Annotated in this window: 24 protein-coding genes and 2 tRNA genes; 9 read left to right on the top strand and 17 right to left on the bottom strand. The window is 58.9% G+C overall.

Annotation, left to right across the window (positions count from 1 at the left end):
- Positions 1-17: 17 nt before the first annotated feature.
- The 5 genes from ACVWZF_RS13550 to ACVWZF_RS13530 form a co-directional block, all read right to left on the bottom strand.
- Positions 18-98: transfer RNA gene (locus ACVWZF_RS13550), tRNA-Leu, on the bottom strand.
- An 83-nt stretch (positions 99-181) separates the two neighbouring features.
- Positions 182-1,072, bottom strand: coding sequence for a M23 family metallopeptidase (locus ACVWZF_RS13545; RefSeq protein WP_238376860.1), 891 nt, complete (start codon positions 1,070-1,072; stop codon positions 182-184).
- A gap of 56 nt (positions 1,073-1,128) precedes the next feature.
- Entirely contained in the window at positions 1,129-1,962 is an 834-nt protein-coding gene (locus tag ACVWZF_RS13540) for a biotin--[acetyl-CoA-carboxylase] ligase (protein WP_011432112.1), read from the bottom strand.
- Positions 1,963-1,974: 12 nt separating this feature from the next.
- Positions 1,975-2,607, bottom strand: coding sequence for a DUF3318 domain-containing protein (locus ACVWZF_RS13535; protein WP_011432111.1), 633 nt, complete (start codon positions 2,605-2,607; stop codon positions 1,975-1,977).
- Positions 2,608-2,621: 14 nt separating this feature from the next.
- A complete protein-coding gene (locus ACVWZF_RS13530) occupies positions 2,622-3,341 on the bottom strand; it encodes a pyridoxine 5'-phosphate synthase (protein WP_414383724.1) in 720 nt (239 codons plus the stop codon).
- 168 nt (positions 3,342-3,509) lie between these two features.
- Here ACVWZF_RS13530 and ACVWZF_RS13525 point away from each other — a divergent pair, with 168 nt between their 5' ends.
- Complete coding sequence (locus ACVWZF_RS13525; protein WP_414523084.1) at positions 3,510-4,577, top strand: ATPase, T2SS/T4P/T4SS family; 1,068 nt, start codon at positions 3,510-3,512, stop codon at positions 4,575-4,577.
- A gap of 31 nt (positions 4,578-4,608) precedes the next feature.
- Here the strand turns inward: ACVWZF_RS13525 and ACVWZF_RS13520 are convergent, their stop codons facing one another.
- Complete coding sequence (locus ACVWZF_RS13520; protein ID WP_011432108.1) at positions 4,609-4,965, bottom strand: hypothetical protein; 357 nt, start codon at positions 4,963-4,965, stop codon at positions 4,609-4,611.
- Between the two features lie 161 nt (positions 4,966-5,126).
- Here ACVWZF_RS13520 and lepB point away from each other — a divergent pair, with 161 nt between their 5' ends.
- Positions 5,127-5,813, top strand: a complete 687-nt coding sequence (lepB, locus tag ACVWZF_RS13515) for a signal peptidase I (RefSeq protein ID WP_041436160.1) — start codon at positions 5,127-5,129, stop codon at positions 5,811-5,813.
- A gap of 28 nt (positions 5,814-5,841) precedes the next feature.
- On the opposite strand, the gene sds is transcribed toward lepB, so the two are convergent.
- Entirely contained in the window at positions 5,842-6,813 is a 972-nt protein-coding gene (gene sds / locus ACVWZF_RS13510; protein WP_041436149.1) for a solanesyl diphosphate synthase, read from the bottom strand.
- A 114-nt stretch (positions 6,814-6,927) separates the two neighbouring features.
- Here sds and ACVWZF_RS13505 point away from each other — a divergent pair, with 114 nt between their 5' ends.
- Complete coding sequence (locus ACVWZF_RS13505) at positions 6,928-7,323, top strand: metal-sensing transcriptional repressor (RefSeq protein ID WP_414341707.1); 396 nt, start codon at positions 6,928-6,930, stop codon at positions 7,321-7,323.
- Between the two features lie 122 nt (positions 7,324-7,445).
- On the opposite strand, the gene ACVWZF_RS13500 is transcribed toward ACVWZF_RS13505, so the two are convergent.
- A complete protein-coding gene (locus tag ACVWZF_RS13500) occupies positions 7,446-7,892 on the bottom strand; it encodes a TerB family tellurite resistance protein (protein WP_414350341.1) in 447 nt (148 codons plus the stop codon).
- Between the two features lie 246 nt (positions 7,893-8,138).
- On the opposite strand from ACVWZF_RS13500, the gene rpsP reads away from it, so the two are divergent.
- From rpsP to cysQ, 5 genes are all read left to right on the top strand, one after another.
- Positions 8,139-8,618, top strand: a complete 480-nt coding sequence (rpsP, locus tag ACVWZF_RS13495; protein WP_011432103.1) for a 30S ribosomal protein S16 — start codon at positions 8,139-8,141, stop codon at positions 8,616-8,618.
- A 52-nt stretch (positions 8,619-8,670) separates the two neighbouring features.
- Entirely contained in the window at positions 8,671-8,946 is a 276-nt protein-coding gene (locus ACVWZF_RS13490; protein WP_011432102.1) for a KH domain-containing protein, read from the top strand.
- Entirely contained in the window at positions 8,943-10,046 is a 1,104-nt protein-coding gene (locus ACVWZF_RS13485) for a Get3/ArsA fold putative tail anchor-mediating ATPase NosAFP (protein WP_457411669.1), read from the top strand. The genes ACVWZF_RS13490 and ACVWZF_RS13485 overlap by 4 nt, the downstream gene beginning before the upstream one ends.
- A gap of 61 nt (positions 10,047-10,107) precedes the next feature.
- Entirely contained in the window at positions 10,108-10,869 is a 762-nt protein-coding gene (gene hisF, locus ACVWZF_RS13480) for an imidazole glycerol phosphate synthase subunit HisF (protein ID WP_414523082.1), read from the top strand.
- 15 nt (positions 10,870-10,884) lie between these two features.
- Positions 10,885-11,712 carry a 3'(2'),5'-bisphosphate nucleotidase CysQ gene (cysQ, locus tag ACVWZF_RS13475; RefSeq protein ID WP_457411665.1) on the top strand — a complete coding sequence of 276 codons (828 nt, stop codon included), beginning with the start codon at positions 10,885-10,887 and terminating at the stop codon, positions 11,710-11,712.
- Positions 11,713-11,724: 12 nt separating this feature from the next.
- Here cysQ and ACVWZF_RS13470 read toward each other — a convergent pair whose 3' ends face one another.
- Both ACVWZF_RS13470 and ACVWZF_RS13465 read right to left on the bottom strand, forming a co-directional pair.
- Positions 11,725-12,189 (bottom strand): pentapeptide repeat-containing protein, encoded by a 465-nt coding sequence (locus tag ACVWZF_RS13470; RefSeq protein ID WP_011432098.1) that lies wholly within the window; start codon positions 12,187-12,189, stop codon positions 11,725-11,727.
- Positions 12,190-12,438: 249 nt separating this feature from the next.
- Positions 12,439-13,206 (bottom strand): PspA/IM30 family protein, encoded by a 768-nt coding sequence (locus ACVWZF_RS13465; protein ID WP_011432097.1) that lies wholly within the window; start codon positions 13,204-13,206, stop codon positions 12,439-12,441.
- A gap of 285 nt (positions 13,207-13,491) precedes the next feature.
- Here ACVWZF_RS13465 and ACVWZF_RS13460 point away from each other — a divergent pair, with 285 nt between their 5' ends.
- On the top strand, positions 13,492-14,433 hold the full coding sequence (locus tag ACVWZF_RS13460; protein WP_414358370.1) for a phosphoribulokinase: 942 nt from the start codon (positions 13,492-13,494) through the stop codon (positions 14,431-14,433).
- Between the two features lie 110 nt (positions 14,434-14,543).
- Here ACVWZF_RS13460 and ACVWZF_RS13455 read toward each other — a convergent pair.
- From ACVWZF_RS13455 to tsaB, 7 genes are all read right to left on the bottom strand, one after another.
- A tRNA-Val gene (locus ACVWZF_RS13455) sits at positions 14,544-14,615 on the bottom strand.
- A gap of 115 nt (positions 14,616-14,730) precedes the next feature.
- Positions 14,731-15,045, bottom strand: a complete 315-nt coding sequence (locus ACVWZF_RS13450) for an antibiotic biosynthesis monooxygenase family protein (RefSeq protein ID WP_414344235.1) — start codon at positions 15,043-15,045, stop codon at positions 14,731-14,733.
- Positions 15,046-15,048: 3 nt separating this feature from the next.
- Complete coding sequence (locus tag ACVWZF_RS13445) at positions 15,049-15,795, bottom strand: phosphoadenylyl-sulfate reductase (protein WP_011432094.1); 747 nt, start codon at positions 15,793-15,795, stop codon at positions 15,049-15,051.
- A 76-nt stretch (positions 15,796-15,871) separates the two neighbouring features.
- Positions 15,872-16,801, bottom strand: a complete 930-nt coding sequence (locus ACVWZF_RS13440; protein ID WP_011432093.1) for a metallophosphoesterase family protein — start codon at positions 16,799-16,801, stop codon at positions 15,872-15,874.
- Between the two features lie 394 nt (positions 16,802-17,195).
- Positions 17,196-17,669: an acetyl-CoA carboxylase biotin carboxyl carrier protein gene (gene accB / locus ACVWZF_RS13435; RefSeq protein WP_011432092.1), complete on the bottom strand. Its 474-nt coding sequence runs from the start codon at positions 17,667-17,669 to the stop codon at positions 17,196-17,198.
- 69 nt (positions 17,670-17,738) lie between these two features.
- Entirely contained in the window at positions 17,739-18,296 is a 558-nt protein-coding gene (gene efp, locus ACVWZF_RS13430; RefSeq protein WP_011432091.1) for an elongation factor P, read from the bottom strand.
- A gap of 36 nt (positions 18,297-18,332) precedes the next feature.
- A complete protein-coding gene (gene tsaB / locus ACVWZF_RS13425) occupies positions 18,333-19,040 on the bottom strand; it encodes a tRNA (adenosine(37)-N6)-threonylcarbamoyltransferase complex dimerization subunit type 1 TsaB (protein WP_011432090.1) in 708 nt (235 codons plus the stop codon).
- Positions 19,041-19,230 lie beyond the last annotated feature (190 nt).

Below are 19,230 nucleotides of genomic sequence, written 5' to 3'. Positions count from 1 at the left end.
GAAGTAGGGGATTCTCATGCGGACGAAGGGACTTGAACCCTTACGCCTTGCGGCACTAGATCCTAAGTCTAGCGCGTCTGCCGTTCCGCCACGTCCGCAAAACCTGCATGACCCAACTGGTTACCTGCGCCAGCATTCCAGTTGGAGCCCGCCCACCTATGCTAACCCAAGCCGGCTCTGGCTAACCCGGCAGCTGGGCAACAGCAACCTTCAGATCATCTGTGGCGTCCAGAACCACCCAACCTTGCCCCACCGCCCGCTTCCACAGCTCAAAGTGGAGGTGCGGCCCAGTTACCGCTCCGGTCGCCCCCACGTAGCCGATGACGGATCCCCGCTCTACCACTTCCCCCGGTGTTACAGCAACTTCGGACATGTGGCCATAGCGAGTGCGCCGACCGCCGGCATGCTCCAGCACAACGGTGATCCCTAGACCCCCCAGGGATCCCGAAGTGACCACCTTGCCGCTTAAAGAGGCCAGGATCGGCGTGCCCATGCTGGCCCCCAAATCCACCCCGGCATGAAACTCTGGCTCTCCGCGGATGGGGTGAATTCGCATGCCAAATCCAGAAGTGATCGGCACCGGGTGAGGTAAGGGATAGAGCAGTCGTTCTTCACCTACGGCCAGTTCAGGCAACGTCGGCGTTCCCGGTTCAGGAGCTTGGGGCTGGCTGGGATCCTCAATGCGAATCTCTTGGCCAGGGGCGAGGATGATGCGGCGACCGGAGCTGCGTTCCATCAGCACCACCGGCACCCCACTTTCAGGCTGAGCATGGGGAACCCGGTCATGGTTCTTCTGGGGCTCAATCACAATCTCACGGCCCATGACCGTCTCTGTGCGGGTTTCTGCCTCAAGGGTCGCAGGGCTGCCCTCTCGTAAAGGAATGGCTCCATCCAGCAGCAGGGCTGCCGCCCCAGGCGTGTCTAGGGCCGGTTCCACCACAGGCGGCGGGGGCAAAGGGGTTGGTTGGGTTTGGGCCAGCAGAGCAGTGGGATAAAACCAGAGCAGAGCCAGCCCCAGCTTCAGCCAAAAGCGCAGCCGCCGAGCTCGGGGGGAGAAAAGGCGCGCTGCCATAACCAAAAGCTTCATCACCGAGTTCAACACAGGCCACATAAAAAACACAAGAGAAATTACAGGCTATCGCCCGCCGGCATGTGATAGCTCAAGCGAACTTGGTCGGGTGTAAGCGTCAGAATGGATGGCTGCTGTTGCCAATGTCGCTCCCCCCGTGTTTGTACTCGCATCCTCCCATCCTCGGCAAGGCCCAAGATCGTGGGGCTTGTTTCCGGCCATTGAAATTGAATTTGTGGCCTAACCATCCAGGCTTCGTACTCTGAGCGAACGGGGGCAAATCCCCCTTGCAACCAGACGTGGAATCCCTGCTCCATCCCCTGCAGAACCCAGCCGGCAATCTCGGTGCAGTCGAGTGAGCGGTGCAGAGGGGATCCCAAAATTTGGGCTAAGGTGATTGCCCCAATGGGAACGGGGTTGTTGACATTCACCCCCACACCGGCCACCAACCCCAGCAGTTGCCCGCTCCCCCCAAAGCGGCTTTGCACCAGGATCCCCCCCAGCTTGAGCAGAGAATCCGGGCGCTGCTCGTCCACCACCACCAAATCGTTGGGCCATTTCAGCCGCAGCGGGATCCCAAGGTTTTGCCGTAAACGGCCCGCAATGCCCCAGCCCAAGGCCAGGGTCAGTTCCAGCAGCGAGTAATGCAAAGGCGGGGATCCCAGCCAAACGGACAGGTATAGTCCCCCCGGCTGCGAGTGCCACACCCGCCCATGTTGACCTTGCCCAGCCCGTTGGCGGGTGCTGACCAAAACTGTGCCCACTGGCAGCGGCTGTGGGAACCGACGGCCCCAGTCCAAGAGCAGCCGATTGGTGGAATCGGTCACCGCCACTTGCAGCAGATGGCGGCCCCACCGGCCCGCCTGGGATCCCAGCCGCGAGGGAGAAAGCATCTCTACCCGGGATTAGCTCAACACAATGTCTTCCGCCGGACGCTGGGCCAGCCGCTTGAGGTTTTGGTAGCGCAACATGTCCAGCAGATCATTGCCCGAGCGCCCCTCCAGACGGGCCTCCACATGCAGCGCCTGCCCTAGGGCCTCCACCGCCTGCAGCCGCGGGATCCCGCGCAACACCAGGCGATCCACCGCATAGGCGTCAGCAGCCAACAGACGACGGTCATTGGTTTGGTCGCGGCGCAACTGCCAGAGGGCCAAGCCACTCAAACCACCCGAAACGGTTGCTCCCACGGGATCCTGTTGTACGGCCTCGAAGATCAAGCTCAACCCCCCCAGAGCTGCTATGGCCAGGTAAAAGTCGATCTGCCGCGACACCGCCCGACTGTAGTAGCCCACCTTGTGCAGGAACAGCCCCGCCCGCTGCAGGGGGGTAAATTGCCGCCACTCGTAGGGCTTGATGAACAGCCGCATCTGCCGTTCCCAGGGCATTTGCCGACGGCCTTTGATCACCACCGTTTGCCGTTCCGAGGCGGGCAAGATCTTCACACTCTCCCGCATACTGGCTGGCAGCAGATCCAACAGGCGCTCAATCTCCGCCTGATCCAGAACGTAGTTTTCGTAGCCGTAGTATTCCGAGTTCATGCCGGGCCTGCTCCTCAGCTTAGTCCCATCGCCTGACGCATCTCTCGCACCGCCCGATCCAGCCCCACCAGCACCGCTCGACTGATAATGCTGTGGCCGATGTTCAGCTCCTCCATGCCAGGGATCCGCGCCACTGGGCCGACATTCCAGTAGGTAAGACCATGTCCCGCATTCACCCGCAAGCCCAGCTGAAGAGCCTGTTGGCTGGCCTTTTCCAGGTGGTCAAGTTCCACCTGCCGCTGAGCTGCGGATGAGGCTTCTGCATAGCGCCCCGTGTGGAGCTCCACCCAGCGGGCTCCCACTTGGGCAGCAGCGGCAATTTGGGTCGGATCTGGGTCGATAAACAAGCTGACGGGAATGCCGGATCCCTGCAGTTGGCCGACCACATCCCTGAGGCGCGACACCTGCCCCGCCACATCCAACCCACCTTCGGTGGTGATTTCCTCCCGCCGCTCGGGAACCAAAGTGACGTAGTCAGGCTTAATCTCCAGGGCAATCGCCACCATCTCCTCGGTGGCTGCCATCTCCAGGTTGAGGTGGGTGCGCACAGTTTGCCGCAACAGCCGCACATCCCGATCTTGAATGTGACGGCGATCCTCGCGCAAGTGCACCGTAATGCCATCTGCCCCCGCCAGCTCGGCAATCACCGCTGCCGCTACCGGATCTGGCTCCACCGTGCGGCGTGCCTGTCGAAGGGTGGCAATGTGGTCGATGTTAACTCCAAGACTTAACAAGGCTTTACTGCTTTGGGTGTAGAGGAGAATACCCCTAGTATTACATTATTCAATTTACGCCGGTCAGATGAGCTAGGATGCCATGGGCCTCAGGCCGCGAGGGTGTAGGCTTTACTCTATGATCGAGTAGCGACGTCTCGCCTGTGCGGGATCCACTCCGGGCTTGCCATGACAGATCCAGATGCCTCTCTGGCGGTGGGACAACACTCCCTTGTTGACCGGGCGCGAGTGCCGGCCTTAATTGCCCAGTACTTGCCGGTGGAGATCTGCATTTACTACCAAGTCGTCCCCTTGGCCCTGGATACCGACAGCCTCATCTTGGGCATGGTGGATCCCCAGGATTTGGCGGCGTTGGACTATGTGAGCAAAATGCTGGCCTATTCCCAGATTTCCGTCCAGCCAATCCCTCTCACCGCTCAGCAGCAGCAGGATTTAATTGCCTACTACTTCAGCCATCCCCCCGACCCGGCAGAGGTGGAGCGGCTGCGCCTCCAGGCCCAAGCCAACCGGGTGACTCGGGAGGTTCCTGCTCCTGCGGCGGGGCCCCCCACGCAGTTGACTCCAACCCAGCCTCCGTCCGCCCGACCAACCGCTCCGCCCGTACCCGCCGACGAATCGGAAGAGACAGTGCAGCAGTTGCTCAACTCGATGCTGCGGCGGGCTTTGGATGAGAAAGCCGAGCAAATTTTCGTGGAGCCTCAAGAGGGGCCTTCTTGTCGAGTGCGCTACCGCCAGCAGGGGATTTTGCGGGATCTGTTCAAAGATCTCTCCGAGTCCATACGAGCGAAGTTGATCACCGCCATGAAGCGGATGATGGCGCTGGATCCGGAGTTGATCGGGGAGCCGCAGCAGGCAGAGGTGGAGCGGATGTACCGGGGGGAGCCACTGGTGTTGCAGTTGCGCATCATACCGCAGCGCTCCAAAAGTGGCCAGACTGCCGCCTCTAGAGAAGGGGCCATCTTGAGCATCCTGCGAGGGGAAGCTCTCCAGAAATATCAACAAGGCCAGAATAACCTCCGCGTCTCTGAGACCCTAGCTTTGGCCCAACAGACCTATCAACTGCTGCAACAATTGCAAAGTGCTCTCAGCAACACAGTTGACAAGCTTAAGCAGTACCCCAGTCCGCCGCGGAGCGACTGGCCCCTGATGACGGAGGTGTTGGCAGCTATTCAAGCCCAAGCCCAGATGATCGCCATCCACCAGCAGGACTGGGAAAAACTCAATTCCGGCAGTTGACCCCCCAAAACCAGCCCCGAGCAACATCCCTTCAACGGGATCCCTCCCGCAGCAGCACCAAAATCACTCCGGCAATGATGCTGATGGTGGCACCGGCAATCAGGCTGGTGGCCAGACGTTCCAGCCGTTCCCCGATGGTTTGTGAGGTGTCGAACTTAAAAGTGAGCTTTTCGACATCGCCCGAGAGCTTTTCGACATCGCCCGAGAGCTTTTCGACATCGCCCGAGAGCTTTTCAACCCGCTCCGAGAGTTTTTCGCTATCCCCTGAGAGCCGATCGATCCGCCTCAAAACTTCCTCTTGTTGTTGGGTGAGACGAGCTATTGCTTGGCTATTGGCCTCGACCAGGCGCTCGACTCGCTCTAGGCGCTCTTCTGTTGAAATCGTCATAGGGGCTAACAGTCGCGAGTACGGTACACCAGAATACCCATCCTATGCTATTGCCGGCTATTCGTCTCTCCGGCAGGGGTTTAATGGGAGGGCCTCCCATTCTGCTGCCCTGGATTGGGTGCGGTAATCTTGAGATCGTGAAGTCTTGTTCGTTAGCTTCCATGCCGTCAAAAGATCCAACTCCTCTGCCCAAGCCCCAGTCGCCATCAGGGGAAACCCCTGCCAGCTCGGGATCCCGCAGCTGGTGGCAGGCGCAACGGGAAAACCTTCTGACGGTGGTGCTGGCTCTGTTGCTGGCCTTCGGCATTCGCACCTTTGTGGCAGAGGCGCGTTGGATCCCCTCCGATTCGATGCTGCCCACTCTGGAAGAAGGGGATCGGCTGGTGGTGGAAAAGGTCAGCTACCGCTTTGGTTCGCCCAGACGAGGCGATATTATTGTTTTCAACCCTCCCGCCAAACTGAACTTCGACGGGGCCTACATCAAGCGGGTGATCGGCCTGCCGGGAGATCGCATTCGCATCGCCAACGGTGAGGTCATCATCAACGGGATCCCGCTGCGGGAAGACTACATCTATGCCCCCCCCGACTATTCTTGCCCTGGCGAGCGCTGTCCTGGAGTTCCCAATCAGGGATCCGAATTCGTGGTTCCTCCCCGCTCCTATTTTGTGATGGGGGATAACCGCAACGACAGCCAAGACTCCCATGTGTGGGGTTTCTTGCCGGAAGAAAACATCATCGGCAACACCATTTTTCGCTTTTGGCCCCCAAATCGCCTACACTTTTTCGCCCCGCCAGAATATCCTGAGCTTCTTCCAGAGGCCCAAGTGTTGGGCAACACAGCCCGGTAGAAAGCCAGCTTGACCCTGTCGGGACTGCTCAGTGCAGCCGCTCCAGCACATAGTCCACCATCTGAAACAAAGCACGACGCGCCGCAGAGTCCGGCAGGCTATACAGCGCTTCGGCAGCCCGCTGGGCGTAGTCGCGGGCCAACTGACGAGAGCGTGGGATCCCTTCGCTTTGATACACCCACTCCAGGGCCTGCTTCAGGTCTTGCGGGTTGGACAGCTCCCTGAGAATGAGCTCTCGCATCTGGGGAAATTCCTCTAGGGCAAACAGAACGGGTGCAGTGAGGTTGCCCTGGATGAGGTCGGATCCCACAGGCTTGCCAAGCGTCTCTGCCGAAGCGGTGAAATCCAGCAGATCGTCGACAATCTGAAAAGCAATGCCCAGATCCCGCCCAAAATCGAACAGGCGATCCGCCACTTCCTCGCTAACCCCGCTCAGCAGGCCAGCAGCCTTGGAACTGCCGGACATGAGGGAGGCCGTTTTGTAGAAGCTCTTGGCCAGGTAGTCTTCCATCGACACATCCGGGTCGAAGCGGGTGAGGCTCTGGCGCACCTCTCCCTCCGGCAAATCCATGATTACTTTGGAAAGGAGCTTCACTACCTCCAGGTTGTCCAGATTGGCCAAGTACCAAGCAGCTTGGCCGAAGAGGTAATCCCCCGCCAGCACGGCTATCCGATTGTCGAAGAGGGTATTCACCGTATCGATGCCCCGTCGCACGTCGGCAGCGTCGATGACATCGTCGTGAACCAAGCTGGCCGTGTGGATCATCTCAGTAATCTCTGCCAAGCGCCAATGCCGTGGGGTAATCTCTCCATCTGGGGTGGTGGCACGGGCAATGAGGAGCACGATGGCTGGCCGGATCCCTTTCCCTCCCGCCGAAAACAGATGTTCGGCAGCCATGGCCAGGATGGGGTGCTTGGCACTGACCAACCGCGTTAGGTTCTGGCGTAAACGCTCCAGATCCGCTTCTACAGGGCCAAAGGGGGAGAGCACAGAGGTCATGGAGCCAAAGTATGAGAGGTTTTACAAAATTTCACATCTTTTTCTATTGTAGAGTACCCCATCGTTCCCGGGGAAAACCAGGCAGTATCATGCAAGCAGTCTTTTGCCCTTCTCATGTCGGATCCCGTTCCCCCACTTCGATCTCATTCCGTTCCACCGCTCCCTTCAGAACCCGATTGGGAGGAGGAGTGGGAGCTGGCGCTGGAAAAGCCGCCGCTGTCTGGGCGGGCCCAGCCTCACCATCATGATCCCCAGTCTCGGCGCAAGTTGACCAACCGCTTGGCTCGCATCGAAGGGCATGTGCGTGGGATCCGCTCCATGATCGAGCAGGATCAGCCCTGTCCAGATGTGCTGCTGCAAATTGCCGCCGTCAAGGGAGCGCTGGATCGGGTGGCGCGGCTGATTTTGGACGATCACATTCGCCACTGCATCCGCCATGCCATCGAGACCGGCAATATCGAAGTAGAGCTGGAGGAGTTGCAGCGGGCTCTGGATCGCTTTATCGGCTAAGTCTCAATGGCCAGATTTAACTTGATGAAAGTCTCCCCTTGCTTGGCTCAGGGGAACGCCAAGCGGGGCTGTCAATATCTGCAGCGGGGGCTGGCCGTTGTGATGCTGCCTAGTACCCCAGGTCATTCAGAAGGTTGGGGGGAGGGCTGGGTATAGCGCTCCAGCAGAGATGCGCTTTTGAGTTGCCACTGCAGTCCCATGAAGGCCCAGTCGATAAACTCGTTGATCTCCTCAGCGCTGAACTGCATGGCTTTGCCGATCTCGAAAATTAGCTCCTCTTCTTTTTCCACCAGCTGGCTATTCACCACCGCCATTGCTGCCAAATCCCGCAGGATCAAGGCCCCTGCCGCATTGCGCATGGGCGGGATCCCGCTGATATCCAAAGGTGCACCTGCTTCATCGGCCAGATAGGTTTGGGCCAGTGGCGCTTCGATGCCTACCCCTTCTGCGATTTGCATGAAGAAAGAGGTTTCTTCTTCGTCCAACTGGCCATCCACTCGGGCCACCGCGATCAGGGCCTTGAGGTAGAGCTGGCGCTGCTCGTCTGTCAAATCGGCGTAGTTGATCATGGGGGTCGTCGCTGAGTGTGGGTTTTCTCTTTAACTCTGCCATGAAGATTGCCCTCCAAACCGGGATCCGACATTTTCCAGTCGAGGGGAAGATCGCCTAAAATAAAAAGCCTATGTCTACCGGCCAAGCGGCGAGACTCCGGGTAAGGTTCTGGGGCTTCAGCATGCTTGGCGGGTTTGCGTGAACTCTTTGTTGGATTTGGATCTTTACAGCTTGCGGAGCGTCCCCCAAGGAGTGGATACCCCATGGTCAAATTGCGGCTCAAGCGCTACGGAAAAAAGCGGCAACCCAGCTATCGCATCATCGCCATTGAAAGCAAAAGCCGTCGTGAAGCCCGTCCGCTAGAGGAACTGGGTTACTATAACCCGCGCACCAAGGAGACGGTTTTGCAAACGGCAGGCTTGCTGAAGTGGTTGCGTTGTGGCGCTCAGCCCACAGAGACCGTGGACAGTCTCCTCAAAAAGGCCGGCATCTACGAGATGTTGAAAGCAGGGGAAGGCGGAGTGGTTGCCTCGATTCGCATCCCGGCCATGGCCAAGCCTGAAGCTGGGATCCCTGAGGCGGCAGAAGAGGCCCCTGCAACAGAATCCGTGGCCGAGGCTGAGGTCGCCGATGTTCCCGAGTCTGAATTGAGCGAAGCTGCCACTGAGACAGCAGCGGCAGAATTAAGTCCTCCAGAAGCTGAAGTTGAAAAGCCTCAGGTTGAGGAAGCGGTTGAGGCCTAGGGTCGGCTAAGCTTGGCTTGGCCAGTTGTTCCCTCCTGTCGTCTAGCTCTCTATGCCAGACTACAAGGCTCTCGCCCATCTTTTGATCGAACCGCTGCTCAGCAGCGCCTCTCTTCAAATGGATGTGGAAACCACCTGTGGCGGGCGAAAGGTATGGCTGCGGCTGGCCTTTGACCCGAAGGATCGGGGGCGGGTATTCGGGCGGGGCGGGCGCACCCTGCAAGCGATTCGACAGGTGATGATGGCCGCAGCTCAGTTGGCAGGTCAATCTCTGTACATCGATATCTACGGAGAGGCGGGAGAGCGGAATCGGGAGGAGCGGGAATGAGCCAAATTCTCACCTTTCTGGGCAAGGGGGGCACAGGTCGGAGCACCTTGGCCGTGGCGGCAGCTCGGGCCGCAGCCCAGCAGGGGCGGCGGGTGCTGTTGGTGGGCCATCAGGCGGGGCCGGGGCTGGAAATGCTTTTGGGCGGGATCCCGCTTTCCGGCGAGCCGGTGACCATTGCTGCCAACTTGAGCGTGGTGCAGTTGCGGACAACCCAGCTGCTGGAGCAGTTCTGGACGGCGGCCAAAGAGCTGGAAGCCCGATACGTGCGCACCCCCTTTTTCCGGGAGATCTACGGCCAGGAACTGGGGGTGTTGCCGGGCATGGATCAGGCCCTGGCCCTGGAAGCTCTGCGCCGTTACGATGCCAGCGGCCAATACGACTGCATTCTCTACGATGGGCCAGGGGATCTGACCACCTTGCGGGCCTTTGGGATCCCGGAGGTGGCCAGTTGGTACTGGCGGCGAGCCTCCCAAGCTTTTTTGGGATCCGACTTGGCCAAAACCCTGCGACCCTTTGCCGAGCCCTTGTTGCGTTCGGTAAGCACCGTGGAATTTTCCTCCCTGGAGGATCTGCCAGAGCGGTTGGGGGGCATGACCAACCTTTTGGAGCAGGGACGACAGGCTATTGCCAATCCGCGCCGTGTGCTGGCCCACCTGGTGACCACCCCAGACCCGATGGCCGTGCAAACCGCCCGTTACCTTTGGGGGAGCGCTCAGATGGTAGGGCTGACGGTGGGTGGCCTCTGGGTCACCCCTCTGGCTCCGGGGGAGGTCTCGGCTGCCGATTTTTTCCCGCTGACAGTACGGACACTCCCCCTGCGTCAGGGATCCGATTGGTCGGCTTTGGAAGCAGCGGTGGGGGGGATGTTCGCTGTGCCGGATGTGCCGCCGCCCGTGGCCATCGACGAGGGATCCCGTACAGTCAAGCTGTTTATTCCCGGCTTCAGCAAGGCGCAAATCGAGCTGAGCCAGTCAGGCCCGGAGCTGACCATTACCGCCGGGGATCAGCGGCGCAACTTGTTCTTGCCCCCCAGCTTGGCGGGTCGGCAGGTGACCGGGGCCAAGTTTCAAGAACCCTTCCTGGTCATCAGCTTCGGCTAAAACGGTCCCCAGTTGTTCCCCTCTGTTCGCGTTAGCGGTATGGAGTCCTTGGGAGAGAGCGATGTTGGCCAAACGGATCATTCCCTGTCTGGATGTGGCGGCAGGGCGGGTGGTGAAAGGGATCCAGTTTGTGCAATTGCGGGATGCCGGGGATCCGGTAGAGCTGGCCCAGGCTTACGATCAGGCAGGAGCCGATGAGCTGGTCTTTTTGGACATCACCGCCACCCACGAAGAGCGGGAGATCTTGCTGGAGGTGGTGCGGCGCACCGCAGAGCAGGTGTTCATTCCCCTCACGGTGGGAGGGGGGATCCGCGATCTGGAGGGGATCCGACAACTGCTGCGGGCCGGGGCGGACAAGGTCAGCCTCAACTCGGCAGCGGTTCGGGATCCTGATCTCGTGGCTCAAGCCAGCCGCTGGTTTGGATCCCAGTGCATTGTGGTGGCCATTGATGCTCGCGCCAAACCGCAGGGAGGGGGATGGGAAGTGTACGTGCGCGGGGGGAGGCAGCCGACGGGGCTAGACGCGGTGGAGTGGGCCAAAAGCGTGGCCGAGCGGGGGGCAGGGGAGATTTTGCTCACCAGCATGGACGCCGACGGTACCCAGGCCGGCTATGACCTGGAGCTAACCCGCCGGGTGGCCGAGGCGGTGTCGGTGCCGGTGATTGCCTCAGGAGGAGCAGGGGAGTGTGCTCATATCCGCCAAGCTCTGCAGGAGGGAGGGGCGGAAGCGGCTCTATTGGCCTCGCTGCTCCACTATGGCCGGCTGACGATTGCGCAGATCAAAGCCGACTTGGCCGCCCATGCCATTCCGGTGCGTTTCTAGCTTGGGGAGGGATCCGTGCAGGCTCAAGATCTGGCCGCTCTCCTGCCTGAGGTGTGCCGCCTGGCAGAAGCAGCAGGGCAGGCCATCTTGCCCTTCTATCGGCAAAAATCGCTGCCGATCCAACTCAAAGCAGATGCCTCCCCCCTAACTGAGGCGGATCTGGCTGCCCACCACCTGATCCTGCAGGGCCTGCAAGAGTTGACCCCAGGGATCCCGGTGCTCTCGGAAGAATCGGGCGGGATCCCTTACCCAGAGCGGCAACAGTGGGAGCGGTTTTGGCTGGTGGATCCCTTGGATGGCACCCGAGAGTTTATCGGGCGCAACGGCCAGTTTACGGTGAATATTGCTCTCATCGAGGAAGGGATCCCCATCCTGGGGGTCGTCCATGCCCCAGCTCTGGGCCTCACCTACAAAGCTGCGCAAAAGCTGGGGGCCTGCAAGAGGGAAAGGACTCCGTCCTGCGTTCACGAACAGCCCATCCGCACCTGCCCTTACGCCCAAGAACCCCTACAAGTGGTGGCCAGCCGTTCCCACAGCAACCCGGAGACGGAGCAGTTCCTCGAGCGGCTGCGGCAGCGCTGTGGCTCTCTGGAAGTGAAGTCTGTGGGCAGTGCCCTAAAGCTTTGCCTTGTGGCTGAAGGATCTGCCCATCTCTACCCTCGCTTCGGCCCCACCATGGAGTGGGATACTGCCGCTGCCCAGTGCATTGTGGAGCAGGCGGGGGGAAGGGTTACCGATCTGGCAGGGGATCCCTTGCGCTACAACAAGCCCGACCTGCACAACCCGCCCTTTGTAGCGGCTGCCGAAGGCATGGCCCAACTGTGGCAGAACCTGATCCCCTGAGGGAAGCTCCGGCTACATGCCCATCTCCGTAGGGTTAAAGCCATCCGGGAACTTGGTGTACTCGTCGTAGAGGGCACCGCGAAAATGGGTGTTGGTGATGATGGCTCCGCGCAGATCGGCCCCAATTCGCAAATCGGCCCGGTTCAGCTCGGCTTCGCTGAGGTCGGCCCTGAGCAGCTTGGCTCGGTAGAGGTTGGCCCCCCGCAAGTCTGCCTTCACCAACTTAGCCCCAATCAGGTTCACCCGTCGCAGCTTGGCTCCGCGCAGGTCGGCTCCCGAGAGATCCGCTCCCGACAAATCCGCCTCGCGCAAATCGGCCCCACTCAAGTCGGCATCCCGTAGGATAATGCCCTTCAAATTCGCGCCACTCAACTGCGCTCCACTCAGGTTGGAGCCCGAAAAATCCCGTTGGCCAGACGCATAAGCCTGCAACAGTTGCTTGGCATCCAAGAGAGGCTTAATACTCGCTGTTGTCATTGTTGCTTGTTCTCTCACAAAACCGTAGGCAAACTAACCTCAGCCCTGCCGGAAGCAGGCTGTGACCCTTTCGCAGGTTGATTACCCTCTGGGGATCCCTGCCACTCGAGGTGGAACGCTTTACTGACAGACTTTGCCCTGCTGGTCGGCAGAAGGGCTGTCAGAGTTCTTGTTGGTTAGCTTACCACCCCCCGGCCCAAACTCAGCCCGGCAAGCCTTGAGAGTCGGAGGAGAGCGACATTCCGCCTGTTAGAGCTGGTCAATCTCCTTGCGCAAATTTTCCAGCTCCAGATCGACCTCGCTCTCACTTGCGGTGGAAGGTTGGCCTGAGGACTTTGACCCTCCAGAGGGCAACTGACCCTGGATCGACGCCTTGAGCATCAGCAGCTCGTGATCTACATCCGAGCCACCCGCCTCCAAAGCGGCAAACTGGTTTTCCAAGTTGTCCACCGCCAGCTCGGCTACTGCCGCCGACTGGGCCTCCAGGGAGTTCACCTTCTCCTCCATACGCTCAAAAGCAGCAAAGGCGCTTGTGGCGTCCACCCGCCCGATAACCTGATTGATTTGCTGGGAAGCCTTGGCGGCGCGGGCGCGAGCGATGAGCATGTCCTTTTTGGTCTTGGCCTCAGCGATCTTGCTCTCCAGCTTGGTCATGTTGGACTTCAGGATCTCCACCTGCTTAGTCTGCTCATCCAACTGCCGCTTCAGGCTTTGGGCAGTCTCGGCAAAGGTTTTCTTGCGCACCAGCGCTTCCCGAGCCAAAGCTTCGTTGTTGTTGCGCAGGGCCAACTCGGCGCGTCTTTGCCACTCATCAACACTCTGCTGTGCTTGCTCATACTGCCGCTCTATCCGCTTCTGGGCAGCAATGGCCTGGGCAACCGCTTGCCGCATCTGGTAGTGATCCTCAGACATGTCCTGAATGGTCTGGTTCAGGATTTTCTCCGGATCCTCGGCGCTGCTGACCAGCGCATTGATATTGGATCTAATGATTCGGCTGACCCGATCGAACAATCCCATCGGTTGCTTCCCCCTCTAGCGGTCTGACCTAATGCTACCCTTGCTGCTTTGATGGCTTCCAGTGCTTCTACTCCAGTATAGGGATCCATAGGGCTCCGCTGAAAAAAGCTGTAACGTTCTCTTGCCCCAATACCCTCCAGAGCCGATAATGCTTGCTTAACTTCGTTTGCTGACCGACAATCCCTGTTCTCTGATCGGGGCCATCCGCAGGTCGAAACGAAGTTGAGTTTGGCCGGTGTTGTTGGGAGTTCTCCGCCCCAGGTTCACGATTCAGGAGAGGGATCCGTGGCTCAGCGCCCGATTATTCTGGGTATTGTTGGCGATAGTGCTGCTGGGAAGACCACCCTTACCCGCGGCATTGCCCAAGTCTTGGGGGAAGAAAACGTTACTGTCATTTGCACCGACGACTACCACCGCTACGACCGCAAGCAACGCGCTGAACTGGGGATTACAGCCCTTCATCCCGACTGCAACTACCTGGATATCGTTCAGCAGCACCTGACGCTCCTGCGCACCGGCCAGCCGATCCTAAAGCCCGTCTACAACCACAGCACCGGCACCTTTGACCCGCCAGAGTATGTCAAGCCCAACAAATACGTGATTGTCGAAGGGCTGCTGGGCTACTTTACCCGTGGTATGCGGGATAGCTACGATGTCAAGGTTTATTTGGCTCCCCCAGAACATTTACGAGCCCTTTGGAAGATTAAGCGGGACACCCGCAAGCGCGGATATACCGAAGAGCAAGTGCGAGAAGAGCTCAAAAAGCGCGAACCCGACTCAGAGGCTTTTATTCGTCCACAGCGCCAATGGGCCGATGTAGTGGTCACCTTTTACCCGCCCCAAGAGGGATCCGACCAAGACGAGGTATTGCTGAATGCACGCTTGGTGCTGCGCCCCACCATTCCTCACCCAGATTTTTGGCAAATCCTCAATGCCCGCGACAATCACCTTAGCTCTGCCATTCGTTTGGATTTGGATCGGGATATGGGCAAGCCCGTCGATGTTTTGCAGATTGATGCCCATGCTACGGCCAGCCAAGTGATCGAATTGGAGCGGATGCTCTGCAACGAAATCCCTTACCTGGGCAAGTTCTGTAGCTTAGAGGGAAACCCCAACATCGGCCAGTTGATCGGCACCACCGGCGAGCTGCTCCAGAGCTGTCCCCTGGCTTTGACTCAGTTGCTGATCACCTACCACATGTTAAAAGCGGCCAACATCTACCAATAGAGTCCGTGGCGGCGAGGGATCCCCAGTTTCGCAAGACCTGCAGGGTAAGGCTCGGCCCAGCACGGTAACCCGCTCCCAGAGCAGAGTCTTGTGAGCTTCTGTCAAGGACATGGGCTGTGCTGGAATTGAACCAGCGGCTCCCACCGTGTCAAGGTGGTACTCTACCACTGAGTTAACAGCCCCTACGAGCGATGCCGCTGTGCATCTGCCTGAAGGCCGGAAACAAATAATATCACATATTAACCTGTCCCATTGGGGTCAACCTAGGTGGAGAGTGAACAGGTGCCCTATTTCAAATCAAAAAGGGGATCCGGTCAGCAACTGGTAGTGCAACACCTGGGGTGGGCGAGCAAAGTAGGGCCCGATGAGGGCACGCCAGCGGACAAAGTTTTCCGATTGGCGAAAGTTGACCAGATGGGCCTCTAGGGATCCCCACTGAACGAGCAGTAGGTATTGCTGAGGGTGCTCCAGACAGCGCTGCAGTTGGTGCCCTTGGTAGCCGTCGGTCTGTTGCAAATAAATGAAAGCCTGAGCGATGGCGGCTTCAAAGGCGGCTTCAGAGCCGGGGGTAATTTCAAACTGAGCCACCTCAAGGATGGAGGAAGCAGTCATGGGTTAGGTATGCAGGCCGCATTCGGTTTTGCTTGTGCCCTTCCAGCGTCCAGAGCGGGGATCCGCCCCTGGCTCAACAGGCGCAGTGCAGTGGAGGCAGCCGATACTGGGGTAGTGGCGATCGTGCAGGGGGTTGTAAGGGATCCCGTGGTCAAGGATGTATTTCCAAACTTGGCCATTTGTCCAGTCAGCCAGCGGGTTGAGTTTGAGGCGGTTGCGCTTGCCGTCCCACTGCACCTTGCCGATATCGGCGCGGGTGGGGGATTGTTCCCGACGCATCCCTGTAATCCAAGTGGTGCAACCGGCCAGAGCACGATTCAAGGGCTCCACCTTGCGGATGTTGCAGCAGAGGTCGGGGTTAGAGCGATACAGTTCTGGCCCGTATTGAGCTGCCTGCTCTTCCGGGGTAAGCAAGGGCTTGAAGATCTGCAGTTGCAAGTGGGGGTAGCGCGCCAACACCTGCTCCCGCAGTTGTAGGGTTTCCGGGAAGTGAAAATCGGTGTCCAGAAAAAAAGCGCGAACACGGGGGTTAATCGCCGTGAGCAGGTCGATCAGCACTAGGTCTTCCGGGCCAAAGCTACAGGCCAGCACCAGCCCATCTCCAAATTCTTCAACCGCCCAGGTGAGCAGGTCGCTTGCCGACAAAGGCTCAAACCGTTCGCTCAGGGACGCCACTTGAGGTTGATACTGCTCCCGCAGCGCTTGAGCCGCCAGCTCCCAGCGGCTAGAAGGAGAAAGGCTTGCTGTCATAGGGGGAAGACACCGAACTCGACGATTTTTGCTTTTTTTAATCTACACTAATTCGGTCAAGCTTTAGGGGTTTTGATTACCAGGCGGCAGCGGGCAGAGGGAGAGAGCGGGATCCCTTGGCCCGGAGAGGGATTTGTCCCCAGCGATCCCGTCGGATCCCCATCACCAAGCCGTGCCAGAGGGGGCTGGGATCCAATGCCGGCAACTTAACCCAGTGGTAGCGCAACACCCCTCGCCGTGGGTTCACCTCCAGCTCAAACACCCGCAGAGCCGAAACCGGCCCCACCAGAGGAGGTGCTGTCAGGTAGGGGATCCCATCGCGGACATACACCTTCGGCACATGCAGGTGGCCACTCAGCACCGCCACCACCCGTCCGTGACGGGCCAAGAGAGCGTGTAGCGCCGAGGCTGGTTCGCTGAGGAGCCGGTACTTGCGAAACAAAACCGCGTCCATTTGAGTGGGAGCAATGAAGGGCGGCTGATGGATCAGCAGGATCAGCCATTCTTCCGGCACCGTTTGCAGATGTTCGCCCAGCCAGTGCAGTTGGGAGGGGCGGAGCACGCCCTGAGGCAAAGGGAAGCGTCCTAAGCTGGCGTCGAGGGCAATCAAGCGGATCCCGGGCAGAGGGGAAAGGCTGTAATCGACGTAACCAGTGGGAGCCAGGGACAGGGGAAATTGGCTTTGGCACCAACGGATAAACTGATCTCGGTTAAAGCGTCCCTTTCTCCTCAGGGTGTCGATATCGTGGTTGCCCAGGCTGAGGTAATAGGGCACCCGCAGTTGGGCAACAATCTCCTGGAAAGATTGAAAGCTCTCCGGATCCGCTTGATCCACCAAATCCCCGGTAAACACCACGAAGTGCAGATCGGGCACCTGGTTGAGATGGGCAACGGCGGCTTCCAACTGGCGGCGGGGGGAATCGGACATCCACCAACAGCGGCACCCCGTCTCGGGCATCAGGTGGACATCTGAGACTTGAGCAAAGCAAATGCGTTGGGTTGCCATTGTTTAGGTACTTATTCACACCTCACGCCCGCATCATAGTCAATGATGGGCTGGGGGGCTATGGGATTCTCTTAACCTCAGCCGGATCTGGCGAGCACCTATTGGGAACTGAGGACAGGTAGGGCTATGAAAGGGGCGCGCAGACTGGTCAAATTGGTCTGAGAGGGTTTCCCAGGCTGTCACCCCCAACTTCTCTCCCAGCAGGAGAGATTGAATGGATTGATGAGTAGTAAAGCGGTCTGTATCCTTTGCTCCATCCCATACTTCCCGGCTCTGGAAAACTGACGGATACAGTGCTTCAACACCGACCACATCCCCTCAATCCGATTCAACTCTGGTGTATACACAGGCAAGGGAGATTGGGTCGCCAAAATCCGGTTTACCCCCTTGCCCATCAAGCCGTGGGATCCAACCGCATCAACACCTGCCCAAACTCCACCGATTGCCCATTGCTCACCAAAATCTCGGTCACCACGCCTGCCGCTTCGGCCTCGATCTCGTTCATCAGCTTCATGGCCTCGATGATGCACAGGGTTTGGCCCTTGTTCACCCGTTGGCCAACCCGCACAAAGTCAGGTTCACCTGGAGCTGGGGCGCTGTAGAAAGTGCCCACCATTGGTGACGTCACGTCTATCCAATGGCTGGGGGTGGATTTGGGAGCAGTGGGAGGAGGGGGCGCTTCTGCAGGAGCAGGAGGAGGCGCAGAGGAGACAATAACCGGACTGGCGGGGGTGGAGGAGAGCTCAGTCGGGATCCCTTTGCGCAAGGTGAGGCGAAAATCTTTGAACTCCAGAGTTAGCTCGGTAACATCGCTCTCTTGCAGAGCGGCCAGGAGAAGACGAATTTCCTGCCAATTGACAACATCCAAGGGAAGGTTCACTCCTGATGCATCACCTGTCCACAACAGAAATCCATAACCGAAAAGGAGAGGGAGAACTCACTCCCGGCCCAGATAGGTGTCGGTGCGGGTATCGACCCGAATCCGTTCTCCAACCTTGATGAACAAAGGCACCTGGATCTCAGCACCGGTCTCCAGCTTGGCCGGCTTGGTTCCCCCAGTGGCGGTATCTCCTTTCACCCCTGGATCTGTTTCCACCACTTCCAGAACAACGGTGTTGGGCAGCTCCACATCGATCACCTGCCCATTCCAGCGCAAGATTGACACTTGCATGTTTTCTTTCAGATATTTCACGGCGGAGCCAATTTGGGCGGCGGTAATTGGAGCCTGCTCATAGGTCTCCATGTCCATAAACACCAAGTTGTTCCCTTCCGCGTAGAGATACTGCATCTCGACTTTTTCGATGGTGGCTGCGGGCAGGGTTTCACCGGCGCGGAAGGTTTTCTCCACAACGTTGCCAGTCTGCATGTTTTTGAGCTTAGTGCGCACAAAGGCTGCCCCCTTGCCGGGTTTCACATGCAGGAACTCGATCACCTTGTAGGGAGCTCCGTCAATTTCTACAGAGACGCCAGGGCGCAAATCGTTGCTTGAGATCATGTCAGCAGAGGGATCCGTTGCTTAGACTTCCCAATATTACCGTGACGATGGGGCACTCCGTTCGCGCTGGGGAGGCGGAGTCCGATTCAGCCCTCTGAGATCAATCGGGGGCTGGCGACCGTAGAGGGGCAACACCTCCTGCCACTGAGGGCGCAATCCGGCCCGAAAATCGGCGCGGGCCAATTCTGCCAACGCCACCACAGGTGCAGAATCCACAAAATCGGCGGCATTCACGGATAGAGCTTGCGGCCACTGTCGGAGAGTTGCCTGCCAAGCCTCTTCCTCCCAGAGCCGATCGGCCACTTCTGCAGCGACACCCTCTTCTGTCACCCGATACACGCCGCCATACCGCTCTCCTCGTTTGGCGTCCATCTGCACCGCCACCGTCAAGGGCTGGGGCGGGGATCCCTGCTCCTGCCACACCTGGCGGGCGAGGACGGCCAAAGCCGAGTAGCCAAACACGGGAATGCCCAGTTGCTGGCCCAGCAGACGGGCCACGCTCACCCCCAAACGGCTGCCCGTAAAGCTGCCCGGCCCCAAAGCTACAGCGATCCCAGCTATCTGCGACCAAGCTTGACCGGCCAAGAAGACTTTCAAGCAGGGGTGCAACTGCGCTGCCATCTCCCGATCCAGCCACCAGCTCTGACTGCGGGTTTCTCCCAACCCTGGCTCCAACGGCAGCAGGGCCAGGCCCAAAACGGGCGTGGTGGTGTGGATCCCTAAAATCCAGCGGACAAGCGACATGGCCTCTCTCAGGATCAAAAAAGGTGGTTGACGAAACTTAACGGATGTTTTAAGTTTAGGTTGTCAATCTTCGCACTTCCTCAGGGAAGTTTGTTCTCATGACTACTGTTATCCAACGTCGCTCAACCAGCAACGTGTGGGAGCAGTTCTGCGAGTGGGTCACCTCCACCGATAACCGCCTTTACATTGG

The sequence above is a fragment of the Thermostichus sp. OS-CIW-30 genome (assembly GCF_054060215.1).
This window is presented reverse-complemented; position numbering and strand designations above follow the sequence as displayed.

Bases quoted from the DNA above. Each gene is read 5' to 3' on its own strand.
- ACVWZF_RS13545 (WP_238376860.1), bottom strand. From the start codon at position 1,072: ATGGCAGCGCGCCTTTTCTCCCCCCGAGCTCGGCGGCTGCGCTTTTGG.
- ACVWZF_RS13540 (WP_011432112.1), bottom strand. From the start codon at position 1,962: ATGCTTTCTCCCTCGCGGCTGGGATCCCAGGCGGGCCGGTGGGGCCGC.
- ACVWZF_RS13535 (WP_011432111.1), bottom strand. From the start codon at position 2,607: ATGAACTCGGAATACTACGGCTACGAAAACTACGTTCTGGATCAGGCG.
- ACVWZF_RS13525 (WP_414523084.1), top strand. From the start codon at position 3,510: ATGACAGATCCAGATGCCTCTCTGGCGGTGGGACAACACTCCCTTGTT.
- ACVWZF_RS13520 (WP_011432108.1), bottom strand. From the start codon at position 4,965: ATGACGATTTCAACAGAAGAGCGCCTAGAGCGAGTCGAGCGCCTGGTC.
- lepB (WP_041436160.1), top strand. From the start codon at position 5,127: ATGCCGTCAAAAGATCCAACTCCTCTGCCCAAGCCCCAGTCGCCATCA.
- sds (WP_041436149.1), bottom strand. From the start codon at position 6,813: ATGACCTCTGTGCTCTCCCCCTTTGGCCCTGTAGAAGCGGATCTGGAG.
- ACVWZF_RS13505 (WP_414341707.1), top strand. From the start codon at position 6,928: ATGTCGGATCCCGTTCCCCCACTTCGATCTCATTCCGTTCCACCGCTC.
- ACVWZF_RS13500 (WP_414350341.1), bottom strand. From the start codon at position 7,892: ATGATCAACTACGCCGATTTGACAGACGAGCAGCGCCAGCTCTACCTC.
- rpsP (WP_011432103.1), top strand. From the start codon at position 8,139: ATGGTCAAATTGCGGCTCAAGCGCTACGGAAAAAAGCGGCAACCCAGC.
- ACVWZF_RS13490 (WP_011432102.1), top strand. From the start codon at position 8,671: ATGCCAGACTACAAGGCTCTCGCCCATCTTTTGATCGAACCGCTGCTC.
- ACVWZF_RS13485 (WP_457411669.1), top strand. From the start codon at position 8,943: ATGAGCCAAATTCTCACCTTTCTGGGCAAGGGGGGCACAGGTCGGAGC.
- hisF (WP_414523082.1), top strand. From the start codon at position 10,108: ATGTTGGCCAAACGGATCATTCCCTGTCTGGATGTGGCGGCAGGGCGG.
- ACVWZF_RS13470 (WP_011432098.1), bottom strand. From the start codon at position 12,189: ATGACAACAGCGAGTATTAAGCCTCTCTTGGATGCCAAGCAACTGTTG.
- ACVWZF_RS13465 (WP_011432097.1), bottom strand. From the start codon at position 13,206: ATGGGATTGTTCGATCGGGTCAGCCGAATCATTAGATCCAATATCAAT.
- ACVWZF_RS13450 (WP_414344235.1), bottom strand. From the start codon at position 15,045: ATGACTGCTTCCTCCATCCTTGAGGTGGCTCAGTTTGAAATTACCCCC.
- ACVWZF_RS13445 (WP_011432094.1), bottom strand. From the start codon at position 15,795: ATGACAGCAAGCCTTTCTCCTTCTAGCCGCTGGGAGCTGGCGGCTCAA.
- ACVWZF_RS13440 (WP_011432093.1), bottom strand. From the start codon at position 16,801: ATGGCAACCCAACGCATTTGCTTTGCTCAAGTCTCAGATGTCCACCTG.
- efp (WP_011432091.1), bottom strand. From the start codon at position 18,296: ATGATCTCAAGCAACGATTTGCGCCCTGGCGTCTCTGTAGAAATTGAC.
- tsaB (WP_011432090.1), bottom strand. From the start codon at position 19,040: ATGTCGCTTGTCCGCTGGATTTTAGGGATCCACACCACCACGCCCGTT.